Raw genomic sequence first — 16313 nt, 5'->3', positions numbered from 1 at the left:
ATCCAGGTTGGTGCGCGGATGGCGGGCGGGATGCGTCACGCAAGTTACATTCCAGGCGCGCCTCGGGATATACGTCAATCGACGTATTCCGGTGCTTTATTTGGCTTCCTACATTCCGCTCCACACGCCGGCCACCTGCTCCGGCGGACCGAACCGACAAGGAGAACGGGATGTCCATGGACGATCGACACGATGACGAAGCCCCCTCGGCGCTGCGCCGGCGCCTGATCGGCAGCCTCGCGGCCGCCCCGCTGATGGCGCTGGGCCTGCCGCGCGCCGCCAGCGCGCAGACCCCGCCGACCGCCAAGGTCAACACCACCAAGCTCGCTGTTACTGACACCACGGTGACGGTCGGCCAGTTGCACTCGGCCACCGGCACCATGGCGATCTCCGAGACGGGTTCGATCCAGGCCGAGCGCCTGGCGATCGAGCAGATCAACGCGATGGGCGGTGTGCTGGGCCGCAAGATCCAGATCATCCAGGAAGACGGCGCCTCGGACTGGCCGACCTTCGCGGAGAAATCCAAGAAGCTGCTGGAGAACGACCACGTGGCCGCCGTGTTCGGCTGCTGGACCTCGGCCTCGCGCAAGGCGGTGCTGCCGATCTTCGAGAAGGACAACGGCCTGCTGTACTACCCGACCTTCTACGAAGGGCTCGAGCAGTCGAAGAACGTGTTCTACACGGGCCAGGAAGCGACCCAGCAGATCCTCTGGGCGCTCGACTGGGCCTCCAACACCAAGAAGGCCAAGAGCTTCTTCCTGGTCGGCTCCGACTACATCTGGCCGCGCACCTCGAACAAGATCGCGCGCCGCCATATCGAGCAGCACCTGCATGCCAAGGTGGTCGGCGAGGAGTACTACCCGCTGGGCACCACCGACTTCTACTCGCTGATGAACAAGATCAAGCTGGCCCGGCCGGATTGCATCTTCACGACCGTGGTGGGCGGCTCGAACGTGGCCTTCTACAAGCAGTTGAAGGCCGCCGGCATCACGCCGCAGAAGCAGTTCCTGCTGACCCTGTCGGTCACCGAGGACGAGGTGCTCGGCATCGGCGGCGAGAACTTCGCGGGCTTCTATTCCTCGATGAAGTATTTCGAGTCGCTCACCAACGACAACAACAAGGCCTTCGTGCAGGCCTTCAAGGCGCGCTACGGCCAGAAGGCCGTGATCGGCGACGTCACCCAGGCCGCCTACCTCGGGCCCTGGATCTGGAAGGCCGCCTGCGAGCGCGCCGGCAGCTTCGACGTCGACAAGGTGGTGGCCGCCTCGGCCGGCATCGAGCTGAAGAACGCGCCGCAGGGTTACGCCAAGGTCGACGCGAACCACCACCTCTGGAGCCGTTCGCTGATCGGCGAGGGGCAGGCCGACGGCCAGTTCAAGGTGGTGGCGCAATCCACCGACCCGATCCAGCCGAACCCGTTCCCGAAGGGCTACATGTAAGCGGCGCGGGCTCAGCCGCCCACGCCCGTCCTGCCATCCCGCCTTGCGCATAGCCGACGCGCGGCGGCCGCTTGCGGCCACCGCGCGAGGAGAAAACCGATGTCCGCCACCGACATTTTCAATATCACCCTGATGCAGGGTTTCGCCGGCCTGAGCCTGTTCAGCGTGCTGCTGCTGATGGGCCTGGGTCTCGCCGTGATCTTCGGCCAGATGGGCGTGATCAACATGGCCCATGGCGAGTTCATGACGATCGGCGCGTACACGGTCTACCTGTTCTCCTGGTTCGCGCAGAACGTCTGGCACGGCTTCACGCCGGTCTACTTCTTCGTGGCGATCGTGGCGGCCTTCTTCATCGCCTTCGCCGCGGGCTGGCTGGCCGAGTGGGCGCTGATCCGCCATCTGTACCGGCGCCCGCTCGACACGCTGCTGGCCACCTGGGGCCTGAGCCTCGGCATGCAGCAGGTGTTCCGCTCCGCGTTCGGCCCGAAGGAGGTGAGCCCCGCGCTGCCCGACTGGCTGATGGGTTCCTGGGAGCCCGCGCAAGGGCTCGACATCCCCGTGAGCGGCATGTTCGTGATGGGCCTCGCGCTGATCATGACGGGCGGGCTGCTGCTGGCGCTGTACCGCTCGCGCTGGGGCCTGAGGGTGCGCGCCACGGTGGCGAACCGGCCGATGGCCAACGCCGCCGGCATCAATACGCGGCTCACCGACCGCATGACCTTCGCGATCGGCTGCGGGGTGGCCGGCGTGGCCGGCGCCGCGTTCACGGCGATCGGCTCGACCGGCCCCACCAGCGGCTCGCTCTACATCGTCGACTCGTTCTTGGTGGTGACCTTCGGCGGCGCGGCCAGCCTGCTCGGCACGGTGGCCTCGGCCTTCGGCATCGCGCAGATGCAGTCGATCAGCGAGTTCTTCCTGTCCGGCTCGACCGCCCGCGTGCTGACCCTGCTGACCGTGGTGATCATCCTGATGCTGCGCCCGCAAGGCCTGTTCGCCTCCAAGGTGCGCCGCGCCTGAGCGCGGGCGAGCCGCTTCACGACCCGTTCAACCGAATCCCGACCTCCCACCGGAGAGCCATCATGGAACCCATCCAACCCGTCGCCGGCGCCACCAGCACCGCGGTGCCGCCCGCCGGCCGGGCCAGCCCCGGCGGCTGGCGCGCGCTGGCGCGCCGCGCCGACGCCTCCGGCTATGCCGGCATCGTGCTGCTGGCGATCCTGATCGTCGTGGTGTTTCCGCTCGCGCTCGATGCGTTCCGCCTGAACCTGATGGGCAAGTACCTGACCTATGCCTTCGTGGCGGTGGGCCTGGTGATCGCCTGGGGCTACGGCGGCGTGCTGAGCCTGGGGCAGGGCGTGTTCTTCGGCCTGGGCGGCTACGCCATGGCGATGTTCCTCAAGCTCGAATCGTCCGATCCGGTTTCGACCAGGACGCAGACCACGCCGGGCATTCCCGACTTCATGGACTGGAACCAGCTCACCGCGCTGCCGGCCTGGTGGAAGCCCTTCCACTCGCTGCCGTTCTCGATCCTGGCGGTGCTGGTGGTGCCCACCCTGCTGGCCTTCGTGGTCGGCTTCGCGATGTTCAAGCGGCGCGTGGGCGGGGTCTATTTCGCGATCATCACGCAGGCGGTAGCGCTGATCCTCTCGGTGCTGATCATCGGCCAGCAGGGCTACACCGGCGGCGTGAACGGCATCACCGACCTGCGCACGCTGCTGGGCTGGAACATCCAGGGCAACTCGGCCAAGTACGTGCTGTATTTCGTCAACGCGGCGCTGCTGATCGGTGCGATGCTGGCCTGCCGCTGGATCCAGCGCGGCAAGGTGGGCACCTTGCTGCTGGCGATGCGCGACAAGGAGGACCGGGTGCGCTTCTCCGGCTACGACGTGGCGATGTTCAAGGTCTTCGCGTTCTGCGTGGCCGCCATGCTGGCGGCCATCGGCGGCGCGATGTTCACGCTGCAGGTCGGCTTCATGTCGCCGTCCTTCGTCGGCATCGTGCCCTCGATCGAGATGGTGATCTACGCGGCGGTGGGCGGGCGCATGTCGGTGGTGGGCGCGGTGGTCGGCACGATCCTGGTCAACCTCGGCAAGACCTGGTTCTCGGAGAGCTTCCCGAACCTGTGGCTGTACCTGATGGCCGCGATGTTCATCGGCGTGGTGATGGCCTTCCCGAACGGCCTGGCCGGCCTCTACGAGGCGCATCTGCGTGCTCGCCTGCGCCGCTGGCTCGGCGACACCACCCAGCGGGGGGCATGACCATGAGCAATACCGACTTCCTGCTGGCGGTGGAGGACCTGAGTGTGTCCTTCGACGGCTTCAAGGCGATCGACTCGCTGAACCTCTACCTGGAGCGCGGCGAGCTGCGCGTGGTGATCGGCCCGAACGGCGCTGGCAAGACCACCTTGCTCGACCTGATCTGCGGCAAGACCCGCGAGACCGGCGGCAGCATCAAGTTCCGCAACGAGGAGATCACCCAGCTCGCCGAGTACCGGCGCGTGCGCAAGGGCATCGGCCGCAAGTTCCAGACGCCCTCGATCTACGAGAACCTGTCGGTCTCACAGAACCTGGAGGTGTCCTATCCGCGCGGGCGCGGCGTGTTCGGCGCGCTGGCCTTCAAGCGCGACGCCGAGGTGAGCGACCGGGTGCTGGCGGTGGCCGAGGAGATCGGCCTGGCCGCCGCGCTCGACCTGGAGGCGGGGCTGCTCTCGCACGGCCAGAAGCAGTGGCTGGAGATCGGCATGCTGCTGATGCAGGACCCCGAACTATTGATGCTCGACGAGCCGATCGCCGGCATGAGCGTGAAGGAGCGCGAGATCACCGCCGAGCTGCTCGGGCGCATCTGCCAGCAGCGCTCGATGATCGTGATCGAGCACGACATGGCCTTCGTCGAGCGCATCGCGCACAAGGTCACCGTGATGCACCAGGGCAGGATCCTCGCCGAGGGGCCGATGGCCAAGGTGCAGGCCGACCCGCGCGTGATCGACGTCTATCTCGGCCACTGAACAGGAGGAACCCCAGATGCTCGAAGTCGACGATCTCGTCGTCAGCTACGGCCAGAGCGAGGTGCTGCACGGCATCGGCTTCTCGGTCGGCACGCGCGAAAGCGTGGCGGTGATGGGCCGCAACGGCATGGGCAAGACCACGCTGTTCAAGGCGCTGATCGGCATGCTGCCGGCCAGCCGCGGCAGCGTGAAGGTGGGCGGCGCCGACGTCTCCAAGGACGAGAGCTTCCGGCGCGTGGCGCGCGGCATCGGCTACGTGCCGCAGGGCCGGCAGATCTTCGCCTCGCTGACGGTGGAGGAGAACATCCGCACCGGCCTGGAGAACGCGAAATCGCAGACCGTGCCCGACGATCTCTACGCGCTGTTCCCGGTGCTGTTCGACATGCGCCGCCGCAAGGGCGGCAACCTCTCGGGCGGCCAGCAGCAGCAACTGGCGATCGCGCGGGCGCTGGCCACCGATCCCAAGGTGCTGCTGCTCGACGAGCCCACCGAGGGCATCCAGCCCTCGGTGATCAAGGACATCGCCCGCGCGCTCAACCAGATCCGCGCCACGCGCGACATCGCGATCGTGGTGTCCGAGCAGGTGCTGAGCTTCGCGCTGGAGGTGGCCGACCGGCTGTTCGTGATCGAGGGCGGCCGTTTCGTCCACCAGAGCACGCGCGAGGCCGGCGACACCGACCGCATCCGCGAATACCTGTCCGTCTGAGGGCGCGCCGCCCGAGGCGCGCCATCCCATTCATTGCCGAAGCGAGGAGCACACGAGATGACCGATACCCTGATCAAGGTCGACCTGAACCAGTCCGCCTACGAGAACGCCCAAGTCCACAACCGCTGGCACCCCGACATCCCGATGGCCTGCTGGGTCAAGCCCGGCGACGACTTCATCCTGGAGACCTACGACTGGACCGGCGGCTTCATCAAGAACGACGACAGCGCCGACGACGTGCGCGACATCGACCTGTCGATCGTGCACTTCCTGTCGGGCCCGGTGGGCGTGAAGGGCGCCGAGCCGGGCGACCTGCTGGTGGTGGACCTGCTCGACATCGGCGCGAAGTCGGACAGCCAGTGGGGCTTCAACGGCTTCTTCTCGAAGACCAACGGCGGCGGTTTCCTGACCGACCATTTCCCCTCGGCGCAGAAGTCGATCTGGGATTTCCACGGCATGTACACCAGCTCGCGCCATATCCCGGGCGTGAACTTCGCGGGCCTGATCCACCCGGGCCTGATCGGCTGCCTGCCCGATCCCAAGCTGCTGGAAACCTGGAATGCGCGCGAGACCGGCCTGATCGCCACCAACCCCGAGCGCGTGCCGCCGCTGGCCAATCCGCCGTTCGCGGCCACCGCGCACATGGGCAGCCTGAGCGGCGAGGCCAAGGCCCGTGCCGCCGCCGAGGGCGCGCGTACCGTGCCGCCGCGCGAGCATGGCGGCAACTGCGATATCAAGGACCTGTCGCGCGGCTCGAAGGTGTTCTTCCCGGTCTACGTGGACGGCGCGGGCCTGTCGGTGGGCGACCTGCACTTCAGCCAGGGCGACGGCGAGATCACTTTCTGCGGCGCGATCGAGATGGCCGGCTGGGTCCACATGCGCGTGAACCTGATCAAGGGCGGCATGGCCAAGTACGGGATCCGCAACCCGGTGTTCCAGCCCAGCCCGATCACGCCGAACTACAACGACTACCTGATCTTCGAGGGCATCTCGGTGGACGAGACGGGCGGCCAGCACTATCTCGACGTGACGGTGGCCTATCGGCAGGCCTGCCTGAACGCGATCGAGTACCTGAAGAAGTTCGGCTACTCGGGCGCGCAGGCCTATTCGCTGCTCGGCTGCGCGCCGGTGCAGGGGCATATCAGCGGCGTGGTCGACATCCCGAACGCCTGCGCCACGCTCTGGCTGCCCACCCAGATCTTCGACTTCGACATCCGGCCGAACGCCGAAGGGCCGATCCGCCATGTGAAGGGCGAGGTCGACCTGCCGATCTCCTACGATCTCGTGAAGGCCTGAGGGCCGGGGAGCGCGCGATGCCGATCTACGACTTCCATTGCGACACCTGCGGGCCCTTCGCGGCGCTGCGTTCGATCGCCGAGCGCGACCGGCCCGCGCCCTGTCCCGTGTGCGGGACCATCGCCGCGCGCCAGCTCACGGCGCCGTCGCTGGCGCTGATGTCGGGCGAGCGGCGCATCGCGCACGCCACCAACGAGCGCGCCGCGCACGCGCCGCGCCAGTCGGGCGAGGGCGCCGCGTCCCGGCACCGGCCCGGCTGCGGGTGTTGTTCGGGCGGCCGTGCCACGCTCGCCGGCGCGAGCGGCGGCAGCGCGATCGGCGCGGCGGCAGCCGGCGGCGGGGCAGCGGGCGCGCTCAAGCGTCCCGCCGGCCGGCCCTGGATGATCAGTCACTGAGCGGGGCCATCCCGCCAACCAAGCGAACGGAGCAAGACGATGCGACATGGCGATATTTCGAGCAGCCGCGACGGCGTGGGCGTCGCGGTGGTGAACTACAAGATGCCGCGGCTGCATACCCGGGCCGAGGTGCTGGAGAACGCGCGCAGGATCGGCGAGATGCTGGTCGGCATGAAGCGCGGCCTGCCGGGCATGGACCTGGTGATCTTCCCCGAGTATTCGACGCAAGGCATCATGTACGACGAGGCCGAGATGTACGAGACCGCCTCCACCATCCCCGGCGCGGAAACCGAGATCTTCTCGGCCGCCTGCCGCCAGGCCAAGGTGTGGGGCGTGTTCTCGATCACCGGCGAGCGCCACGAGCAGCACCCGAACAAGGCGCCCTACAACACCCTGATCCTGATCGACGACCAGGGCGAGATCGTCCAGAAGTACCGCAAGATCATGCCCTGGACGCCGATCGAAGGCTGGTACCCGGGCGATCGAACCTATGTGACGGACGGGCCGAAGGGCCTGAAGATCAGCCTGATCATCTGCGACGACGGCAACTATCCCGAGATCTGGCGCGACTGCGCGATGCAGGGCGCCGAGCTGATCGTGCGCTGCCAGGGCTACATGTACCCGGCCAAGGAGCAGCAGGTGCTGGTCTCGAAGGCGATGGCCTGGATGAACAACACCTACGTGGCGGTGGCCAACGCGGCCGGCTTCGACGGCGTCTATTCCTACTTCGGCCACTCGGCGATCGTCGGCTTCGACGGCCGCACGCTCGGCGAATGCGGCGAGGAGGAGATGGGCGTGCAGTACGCGGAGCTGTCGGTCTCGCAGATCCGCGACGCGCGCCGCAACCTGCAGTCGCAGAACCATCTCTACAAGCTGCTGCATCGCGGTTACACCGGCACGATCAACTCGGGCGACAGCGTGCATGGCGTGGCCGACTGCCCGTTCGGCTTCTATCGCGACTGGGTGAACGATCCGCAGAAGGCGCGCGCGGCCGCCGAGGCGATCACGCGGCCGATGCCGGGCACGCCCGAATGTCCGATCGAGGGGATTCCTCACCAGGCGGAAGCCAATACGCGCTAGGCGGGCAGGCGAGGCGAAGGGGTTTGGCACGAGGGAGCAGGGAGGCAGACCGGCGGCGCGCGCATCGACGCGCGCGCCGCCGCGCTGCTGCCGGCCTGCGGCGAGGGCGAGGCATCGAAGGCAGGGCGGCGACGGCAAGTCGGCGAAGGCAGGGCATCGAAGGCAAGGCATCGAAGGCAAGGCGGGAACGGCAAATCAGCGAGAGCCAGGCAATGGCAAGCCAGCAATGGCAAGCCAGCGACTGCCAGGCGGCGATGGCGAGTCAGGCGCGGCGGCGCTGGCGGCCAAGCCGGGCCAGGGCCGCACGCGGCTGCGCTAAGATGGCGGCTCGCGGCGTCTTGCCGGAGCCATCGCCCCGGTGCGCCGCCGCCTGTCCTGGAGGCTTCGATGGCGCTGTCCGCCCTGTTGGTATTCGCATTGGCCCTGATGGTGGCCGCCGGTTCGCCGGGGCCGGGGATCGCCGCCCTGGTCGCGCGCGTGATGAGCAACGGCTTTCGCGACGTGCTGCCGTTCCTGGCCGCGATGTGGATCGGCGAGATCCTGTGGATGAGCTTCGCGGTGGCGGGCCTGGCCGCGCTGGCCAAGACCTTCGCGACCGCCTTCCTGCTGCTGAAGATCGCCGGCATCGTCTACCTGCTGTTCCTGGCCGTGAAGATGTGGCTCGCGCCGGCCGCCGTCGACGACGGCCAGTTGCCGAGCGGCCAGTCGCCGCTGCGCATGTTCGCCGCCGGCCTCACCGTCTCGCTCGGCAATCCCAAGATCATGGTGTTCTACGTGGCGTTGCTGCCCACGCTGGTCGACCTCTCCCATGTCGGGCCGCTGGCCTGGGCCGAGCTGGCGCTGACCATGCTGGTGGTGATGGCCGCCGTCGACCTGAGCTGGGCGCTGCTCGCGGTGCGCGCGCGCCGGCTGCTCAGGAGCCGCCGCGCGGTGAAGGTGGCCAACCGCGCCAGCGCCACCATGATGGCCGGCGCGGCGGTGGTGATGGCCACGCGCTGAGGGCGCTTCCGCCAAGCCTGCCGGGTATCACAGCGGCGGCTTGACGCCGTCCTTCTCCACCGAGATCGCGCCGGCTCGCCACTGCCCGTGATCGCCGGGCGCCGCGACCGCGAACAGGTAGGCGCCCGGCACCAGATCCTCCCGCCCGGCCGGCGCGTAGGTCACCACCGGCGCCGAATCGGGCACATGCACGCGCAGCGTCTCGCTGCCGTAGCGCAGGTCCAGGTCGCGGCCGCCGGGCTCGGCCGTGACCGCCGTCACGGTGGCGCCCGTCATGCTGCTGCCGGGCGCGAGATCCCAGGCGTAATGGCCTTCCCCGGTGCCGCGCCGCTCCTCGCGATAGACCATCACCTCCAGCGCGCCGAGTCCGGCGCCGCTCGGCACGGCGGCCGCGCCGACATAGCTGCCGGGCTCGATCCGGGCGCGGTCATAGGGCTTGACGGCGGCCAGCCGCGTGCGCGCATCGAGCTTGAGGACCTGCGTCGCGCCTTCGCGGGTGCGCACCGTCACCGTCGCTCCCTCCACCGACTCGATCCGGCCGCGCACGTGAACCGGCGCGAAGAAGCCGCCGATCTGCCTGGCGATATCGTCGTGATCCTCCTCCAGCGCGAAGTGCCCCGTGTCGTAGTAGTGGATCGCCGCGTCGGGCACCTCGCGCCGGATCGCCTCGGCGCCGGCCGGCACGAAGATCGGATCGTTCCTGCCCCACACCACCAGGGTGCGCGGCTGGTGCTCGCGCAGCCAGGCCTGCCAGGCCGGGAACGCGGCCACGTTGTTCGGGATGTCGAGTTGCAGGTCGGTCATGATGCGGCGGCTGTCGGGGTTGGCGAGCGCGGCCGCGTCGTTGGTCCAGGCATCGGGGTTCAGCGCATCGGGCTCGCGCGCGCCGTGGCGATAGAGCAGCAGGGCGGTGGCCAGCGAGACATGGCTTTCCGCCAGCGCGCGCTTGGCCTCCGTGGCCTCGCCCGTGATCGCGGCGTCGCGCCGGCGCCGGGCGGGATCGACCCCGTCCTCCGAGATCACCGCGTTCTGGAACACCAGCCCGTCGATCCAGTCCGGATGATGCAGGGCCAGGCGCATGCCCACCGGGCCGCCGAAATCGGTCATGTAGACGATCAGGTGCGGCTCGCCCAGGCTCGCGACGAAGTGCTCGATCACGCTCGTCACCTTGTCGAAGCTCGGCGCGAAGCGCTCGGCGGGCGGTGCCTCGCTGTAGCCCATGCCGGGGTAGTCGGGCGCGATCACGTGGAATTGCCCGGCGAGCAGGGGCATCAGGTCGCGGAACTCGTGCGACGAACTCGGGAAGCCGTGCAGCAGCAGCAAGGTCGGCTTGGCGCGATCGCCGGCCTCGCGATAGAACAGGCGCAGCCCGTCGACGCTGGCGTAGTGATACGAGACGGGATCGGCATGCGCGACGGGGCCGGCGAAGCAGGCCGAGGTGGCCAGCAGGGCGGCGAGAAAGCGTGAGGCAAGACAGCGTGAAGCGGGGCGAAACATGGGGCGGTTCCTTGGCTGGGAGGAGGCGGTGGCGACGCGCCGGGAGCGGCGTGAATCCGCACGATGCCCGCGCGCCGAGCCTGTGTAAAATTGATTGTTCGCGCCCGATGTATTGAGGCCATCAATGGAGCCGCCGCCATGCGTTTCAACAAGCTCGACCTGAACCAGTTGGTGGTCCTCGATGCGCTGCTCGACGCGCGCAGCGTGACCCAGGCGGCCCAGCGGCTGTTCCTCAGCCAGTCGGCGACCAGTTGCGCGCTGGCCCGGCTGCGCGAGTATTTCGACGACGAGCTGCTGGTGCCGGTGGGCAAGACCCTGGTGCCGACCTCGCGCGCCGAGAACCTGCGCCAGCCGGTGCGCGAGGTGCTCCGGCAGATCCAGTCGATCACCCACGACGCGCCCTGCTTCGATCCGGTCAGCTCGGACCGCACCCTGGTGATCGAGGCTTCCGATTACGTGATCAGCGTGTTCCTCGGCGAGGTGCTGCGGCGCGCCTCGATCGAGGCGCCGAACATGCGCTTCCGGGTGCGTACCGCCGCCACGCTTGGCCTGGTCCATCTCGAGAACGGCGAGATCGACCTGCTGATCACGCCGGATTTCCGCGCCGGCGCGGCCTATCCCTCGGAGCTGCTGTTCGAGGACGGCTGGTCCTGCCTGGTGTGGGACGGCAACCAGCAGGTGGGGCGCCGCCTGACGCTGGAGCGCTACCTGGAGCTGGGGCACGTGATCATGGAGTGGGCCGGCGGCGCGATCGTCACGCTGGACAGCCGCGCCGTGCTCGATCTGGGTTACCGGCGCCGTGCCGAGGTGACGGCCGAAACCTTCCAGGTGGTGCCGCACCTGTTGCACGGCACGCAGCGCGTGGCGACGCTGCAGACGCGGCTGGCCACCCTGCTGCAGCGCGCCTCGCCCTCGCTGCGCGTGCTGCGCTGCCCGTTCGCGATCCCGAAGCTGGCCGAGGTGGTGCAGTACAACCGCTTCCAGGAGCACGACCCGGCGCTGATGTGGTTCCGTCGCCTGATGCGCGAGGTCGCGCACGATGCGGCCTTCGCGTCCTTCGCCTCGGCGAGCCACGAGCCGGCCGCGCCCGCGCCCGCGCCAAAAAGAAAGGCGGCCCGTCGGGCCGCCTGATCGTTCGTCGTGCCTGGGTTCGGGCTGGCGCGCCGCCGCTGCTCAGAGCGGCTCGCCGCGATAACCGAGCTTCGAGGAGATCACCTGCCCCGCCTGCTTGAGCAGGGCCACGTAGTGCGCCTTGGTGTCGGCGCCGCAGCGCATGGTCGGAAACGAGATCGACAGCCCGGCGATCACTCGCCCGAAGCGGTCGAACACCGGCACCGCCAGGCACACCAGCCCGTCTTCCTGTTCCTCGTTGTCCTCGCCGTAACCCTGCTCGCGCACGTGCGGCAGGATGCTCCAGACCGCCTCGGCCGAGGCCAGCGTCTTCTGCGTGGACTTGCGGAACTCGATGCGCGAGAGCGCCTCGCGCGCCTCCTCGGGCGCCATCCAGGCCAGCAGCACCTTGCCGATCGCGGTGCTGTAGAGCGGATTGGTGCGGCCGATCCGCGAGTGCATGCGCAGCCCGTAGTCGGCGTCGATCTTGTGGATGTAGATGATGTGGTCTTCGTCGAAGGCGCCCAGGTGCAGCGCCTCGCGCGTCAGGCGCCCGATGCGGCGCATCTCCACGTCCGCCTCGCGCACCAGGTCGACGCTCTCCAGCGCCTGCGAGCCGAGCTCGAACAGCCGGATCGTCAGCCGGTAGCGCTCGGTCTCGTCTTCCTGCGCGACGAAGCCGAGCGTCTTCAGCGTCTGCAGAAAACGATGGACCGTGGTCTTCGACATGTCGAGCCGGTTCGACAGCTCGCTGATGCCGATCGGCCCGTGCGCGCCGAGCGCTTCCAGCACGGCGAACACCTTGCCCGCGGCCGAGGCCGATTCCGTTTTCTCGCCGCCTTCGTCGTTCCGCGCCCGGGAGGCGGCCTCGTCCTTCCGGCGCCTGAGCATCGCTTCCATGTGCAGACCATCCCTCGAATTTGATTCAGGCGTGAGCATAGCGTGTCCCGGGTCGGAGTTGAATCAGCGGGCCAGCCAGCCGCCGTCCACGGCCAGCGTGTGGCCGTGCACGTAGTCGGAGGCGGGCGAGGCTAGAAACACCACGGGGCCGGCCAGGTCGCCCGGCACGCCCCAGCGCGCGGCCGGGATGCGGCCGACGATTTCCTCGTTGCGCTGCGCGTCGTGCCGCAGCTGCGTGGTGTTGTTGGTTTCCATGTAGCCGGGCGCGATCGCGTTGACGTTGATGCCGCGCGAGGCCCATTCGTTGGCGAGCAGGCGCGTCAAGCCCAGCACGCCGCTTTTCGAGGCGGTGTAGGAGGGCACCCGGATACCGCCCTGGAACGACAGCATCGAGGCCACGTTGATGATCTTGCCGGGCCCGTCCTGCTTGACGAACTGGCGCGCCACCGCCTGCGCGAGGAAGAACACCGTCTTCAGGTTGGTGTCGATCACCACGTCCCAGTCCTCCTCGGTGAACGCGAGCGCGTCGTTGCGGCGGATGATGCCGGCGTTGTTGACCAGCACGTCGATGCGGCCGAAGGCCTCGACCGTGGCGTTCACCACGTCGTCGATCGGCTGCGTGCTCGACAGGTCGGCGCGCAGGTCGAGGAAGCGGCGGCCGAGCGATTCGACGCGTGCCATGGTCTCGGTGGGCGCGCCGCGGTTGACGCCGGCGATGTCGCAGCCCGCCTCGGCGAGCGCGATCGCCATCCCGGCGCCCAGGCCGGTATTGCAACCGGTGACGACCGCGACCTTGCCGGTCAGGTCGAAGAAATTGGCTGGCATGGGGTTCCTCTCGATTGCCAGTGATGGATCAGGCGACGCCCGGCGCGGGCCGGGCGGCCGTGCTTCAGCGCAGATCGCCGATCTTGACGTGGTCCATGTCCTTGAACACCTGGTTCTCGCCGACCATGCCCCAGATGAAGGTATAGGCCTGGGTGCCCACGCCCGAGTGGATCGACCAGCTCGGCGAGATCACCGCCTGCTCGTTGTGGACCAGGATGTGGCGCGTTTCCTGCGGCTCGCCGCACATATGGAACACCGCCGAGTTCTCCTGCATGCCGAAGTAGAAATACACCTCCATGCGGCGCTCGTGGGTGTGGCAGGGCATGGTGTTCCACAGGTTGCCCGGCTCCAGCTTGGTCATGCCCATCGAGAGCTGGCAGGTCTGCACCACTTCCGGAACGATGAACTTGTAGATGGTCCGGCGGTTGCTGGTGGACGGGTCGCCCAGCGTTTCCGGCGAGGCCTGCTGCAACGTGATCACGCGCGTCGGATAGCGGGTGTGGGCCGGCGCGCAGTTCAGGTAGAACTTGGCGGGGCGGGCGGCATCGTCGCTGCCGAACACCACCGACTGCGTGCCCTGGCCGATGTAGATCGCCTCCTCGAAGCGCACCGCGTGGCGCTGGCCGTCCACCTCCACCCAGCCGTCGCCGCCGATGTTGATCGCGCCCAGCTCGCGCCGGTCCAGCAGGTGCTCCACGCCGATGGTCTTGCCCAGCGCGTTGGGCACCTCCACCGCGCGGGTGGCCGGGAAGGCGCCGCCGACGATGATGCGGTCGATATGGCTGTAGGTCAGCTTGAGCGCGTCGGCCTCGAACACCTGTTCGACCAGGAAGTGGCGCCGCAAGCCGGCGGTATCGAGGGTTTTCGCGTGTTCGCTGTGTATGGCCTGGCGGACTTCCATCTTGCTGTCTCCTGGGGATCGATGAGGCGGGGCGCCGGAGCCCCTTTGCGTGTTCCGCATTAGATCACAGCCGAATAAAAATCGGAACGTTGTTCCAGTTATTTTTTCGAAACGGGCGGGACGGTCGATGGTTTGCTTGAGTGACGGTGGGCAATTGCAGGGTTAACCGCGATGTAAGGCGATCAAAGAATGGAATAACGTTCCGAAATCACGTCGGGGAGACGGCGGATTCGACAACGGACGCGAACGTCCATGGATGGAGAACCTTGTGAATATCAAGAAAGCGATCGATCGCGTACCGGGCGGCCTGATGCTGGTGCCCATGGTGCTGGGCGCCTGCGTCCACACCTTCGCGCCGGATGCGGGGAAATACTTCGGCTCGTTTACCAACGGGCTGATCGCCGGCACGGTGCCGATCCTCGCGGTGTGGTTCTTCTGCATGGGCGCCACCATCGACCTGCGCGCCACCGGGGTGGTGCTGCGCAAGTCGGGCACCCTGGTGGTGACCAAGACGCTGGTGGCCTGGCTGGTCACCCTGATCTGCGCGCAGTTCATTCCCGACGACGGGGTGAAGGGGGGGCTGTTCGCCGGGCTCTCGATCCTCGCCATCGTGGCCTCGATGGACATGACCAACGGCGGGCTCTACGCGGCCGTGATGCAGCAGTACGGCACGCGTGAGGAGGCCGGCGCCTTCGTGCTGATGTCGCTCGAATCGGGGCCGCTGGTCAGCATGACGATCCTCGGTGCGGCCGGCGTGGCGGTGTTCGAGCCGCGCCTGTTCGTGGGCGCGGTGCTGCCGTTCCTGATCGGCTTCGCGCTGGGCAACCTCGATCGCGACCTGCGCGACCTGTTCGGCCGCTGCGTGCATCCGCTGATCCCGTTCTTCGGCTTCGCGCTCGGCAACGGCATCGACCTGCACGTGATCGCCAAGAGCGGCATCCCGGGCATCATCCTCGGCGTGGCCGTGATCATCGTCACCGGCATTCCGCTGATCCTGGCCGACCGCTTCATCGGCGGCGGCAACGGCACGGCCGGCATCGCCGCCTCGTCGACCGCGGGCGCCGCGGTGGCGAACCCGGCCATCATCGGCGAGATGGTGCCCAGGTTCAAGCCGCTAGTGCCGGCCGCCACCGCCACGGTGGCCACCGCCTGCCTGATCACCGCGATCCTGGTACCGATCGTCACCGCGATCTGGGCGCGCCGCTTCAGCCGCAACCTGCCGGCCAGCAACGCGGCCGCGGCCGATGCGAAGCTGCAGCAGGTCGGCGTGTCGGGGCACCAGGGCCATATCTGAGGCTCGCAGGAGGGCAAGCGCGCCGTCGGCAGAGGCGGCGCGCGCCGTCGCGGATTCGCCGCGACGGGCGAGAGGCCGGGCCGCATGTGCGCTCCGGCCTTGTCGTTTTGGCGAGCCGGCCGCGCAAATTTGCTATCTTCCGGGGTCGCACGCGTTTCCCTGTTTTCTCCCGCTCCCGAATCCATGACCGACCGCATCGTCGCCGCCTTCGATTTCGACGGCACCATCACCACCGCCGACAGCTTCCAGCACTTCGTCCGGCGAGCCGTCGGCACCCGCCGTTTCGCCTGCGCGGGCCTGCGCGCGCTGCCCTGGATCCTCGCCATGAAGACCGGGCTGATTTCACGCGGCGCGGCCAAGGCGCGCTTCGCCTGGTTCGCCTTCGGGCCGATGCCGGCGCGTGAGCTCGATGCGCTGGCCACCGCCTTCGTGCAGACCGAGCTGCCCAGGCTGGTGCGCCCCGAGATGCTCGAGCGCGTGCGCGAGCATCAGGCGCGCGGCCACCAGGTGGTGCTGGTGAGCGCCTCGCCCTCGCTGTACCTGGAGAAGTGGGCCGCCACCCTCGGTCTCGACGCGGTGCTGGCCACGCGGCTGGCCTGGCGGGACGGCGCCTTCGCGGGGCGCTTCGACGGCGAGAACTGCTGGGGACCGCAGAAGGTGGTGCGGCTCGCGGCCTGGTGGGGCGATGAGCCGCCCGCGAAGCTCTATGCCTATGGCGACAGCCGCGGCGACAAGGAGATGGCCGAGCGCGCCGACTGGTCGTGGATTCGCGGCCAGGGGCCGATGGGGCCGATCGAGGCCTGAGCGCCGGGTATCGCGCGCCGGTCGATCGGCGACGGCGCGCGCGCGTGCGGCTGTAGCACGGCG

Annotated in this window: 16 protein-coding genes; 12 read left to right on the top strand and 4 right to left on the bottom strand. The window is 68.4% G+C overall.

The window, feature by feature from the left end:
* The first annotated feature begins 170 nt into the window (after window positions 1-170).
* The 9 genes from urtA (at window position 171) to BM43_RS17510 (ending at window position 8919) form a co-directional block, all read left to right on the top strand.
* A complete protein-coding gene (gene urtA / locus BM43_RS17550; protein ID WP_013698629.1) occupies window positions 171-1439 on the top strand; it encodes an urea ABC transporter substrate-binding protein in 1269 nt (422 codons plus the stop codon).
* 99 nt (window positions 1440-1538) lie between these two features.
* Window positions 1539-2456, top strand: a complete 918-nt coding sequence (urtB, locus tag BM43_RS17545; protein WP_013698628.1) for an urea ABC transporter permease subunit UrtB — start codon at window positions 1539-1541, stop codon at window positions 2454-2456.
* Window positions 2457-2518: 62 nt separating this feature from the next.
* Window positions 2519-3697: an urea ABC transporter permease subunit UrtC gene (gene urtC / locus BM43_RS17540; protein WP_036050173.1), complete on the top strand. Its 1179-nt coding sequence runs from the start codon at window positions 2519-2521 to the stop codon at window positions 3695-3697.
* Between the two features lie 2 nt (window positions 3698-3699).
* Window positions 3700-4443 carry an urea ABC transporter ATP-binding protein UrtD gene (gene urtD / locus BM43_RS17535; protein WP_013698626.1) on the top strand — a complete coding sequence of 248 codons (744 nt, stop codon included), beginning with the start codon at window positions 3700-3702 and terminating at the stop codon, window positions 4441-4443.
* Window positions 4444-4459: 16 nt separating this feature from the next.
* Window positions 4460-5149 (top strand): urea ABC transporter ATP-binding subunit UrtE, encoded by a 690-nt coding sequence (gene urtE / locus BM43_RS17530; RefSeq protein WP_036050175.1) that lies wholly within the window; start codon window positions 4460-4462, stop codon window positions 5147-5149.
* 57 nt (window positions 5150-5206) lie between these two features.
* On the top strand, window positions 5207-6445 hold the full coding sequence (fmdA, locus tag BM43_RS17525) for a formamidase (protein WP_036050177.1): 1239 nt from the start codon (window positions 5207-5209) through the stop codon (window positions 6443-6445).
* 17 nt (window positions 6446-6462) lie between these two features.
* Window positions 6463-6840 carry an FmdB family zinc ribbon protein gene (locus tag BM43_RS17520; RefSeq protein ID WP_036039927.1) on the top strand — a complete coding sequence of 126 codons (378 nt, stop codon included), beginning with the start codon at window positions 6463-6465 and terminating at the stop codon, window positions 6838-6840.
* Window positions 6841-6879: 39 nt separating this feature from the next.
* Window positions 6880-7920, top strand: a complete 1041-nt coding sequence (locus BM43_RS17515) for an aliphatic amidase (protein WP_036050179.1) — start codon at window positions 6880-6882, stop codon at window positions 7918-7920.
* Window positions 7921-8307: 387 nt separating this feature from the next.
* Complete coding sequence (locus BM43_RS17510) at window positions 8308-8919, top strand: LysE family translocator (RefSeq protein ID WP_036050180.1); 612 nt, start codon at window positions 8308-8310, stop codon at window positions 8917-8919.
* Between the two features lie 27 nt (window positions 8920-8946).
* Here BM43_RS17510 and BM43_RS37830 read toward each other — a convergent pair whose 3' ends face one another.
* The gene (locus tag BM43_RS37830; RefSeq protein WP_063769164.1) at window positions 8947-10416 is read right to left on the bottom strand and encodes an alpha/beta fold hydrolase; all 1470 of its coding nucleotides are present in this window, start codon (window positions 10414-10416) and stop codon (window positions 8947-8949) included.
* A gap of 138 nt (window positions 10417-10554) precedes the next feature.
* Between BM43_RS37830 and BM43_RS17500 the strand changes: the two genes are divergently transcribed.
* A complete protein-coding gene (locus BM43_RS17500; protein WP_036050182.1) occupies window positions 10555-11547 on the top strand; it encodes a LysR family transcriptional regulator in 993 nt (330 codons plus the stop codon).
* 42 nt (window positions 11548-11589) lie between these two features.
* Here the strand turns inward: BM43_RS17500 and kdgR are convergent, their stop codons facing one another.
* From kdgR to kduI, 3 genes are all read right to left on the bottom strand, one after another.
* Window positions 11590-12426 (bottom strand): DNA-binding transcriptional regulator KdgR, encoded by an 837-nt coding sequence (gene kdgR / locus BM43_RS17495; protein WP_013698618.1) that lies wholly within the window; start codon window positions 12424-12426, stop codon window positions 11590-11592.
* Window positions 12427-12489: 63 nt separating this feature from the next.
* On the bottom strand, window positions 12490-13251 hold the full coding sequence (gene kduD / locus BM43_RS17490) for a 2-dehydro-3-deoxy-D-gluconate 5-dehydrogenase KduD (protein ID WP_042286236.1): 762 nt from the start codon (window positions 13249-13251) through the stop codon (window positions 12490-12492).
* Between the two features lie 64 nt (window positions 13252-13315).
* Complete coding sequence (gene kduI, locus BM43_RS17485; protein WP_025099251.1) at window positions 13316-14152, bottom strand: 5-dehydro-4-deoxy-D-glucuronate isomerase; 837 nt, start codon at window positions 14150-14152, stop codon at window positions 13316-13318.
* A gap of 268 nt (window positions 14153-14420) precedes the next feature.
* Here kduI and kdgT point away from each other — a divergent pair, with 268 nt between their 5' ends.
* Together kdgT and BM43_RS17475 are read left to right on the top strand one after the other, a co-directional pair.
* Window positions 14421-15446: a 2-keto-3-deoxygluconate transporter gene (kdgT, locus tag BM43_RS17480; protein ID WP_025099252.1), complete on the top strand. Its 1026-nt coding sequence runs from the start codon at window positions 14421-14423 to the stop codon at window positions 15444-15446.
* A gap of 183 nt (window positions 15447-15629) precedes the next feature.
* Window positions 15630-16250: an HAD family hydrolase gene (locus BM43_RS17475; protein WP_036050187.1), complete on the top strand. Its 621-nt coding sequence runs from the start codon at window positions 15630-15632 to the stop codon at window positions 16248-16250.
* The last annotated feature ends 63 nt before the right edge of the window (window positions 16251-16313 follow it).

Origin of the sequence: Burkholderia gladioli (assembly GCF_000959725.1) — a bacterium.
GTDB classification, from domain to species: Bacteria; Pseudomonadota; Gammaproteobacteria; order Burkholderiales; family Burkholderiaceae; genus Burkholderia; species Burkholderia gladioli.
This window is presented reverse-complemented; position numbering and strand designations above follow the sequence as displayed.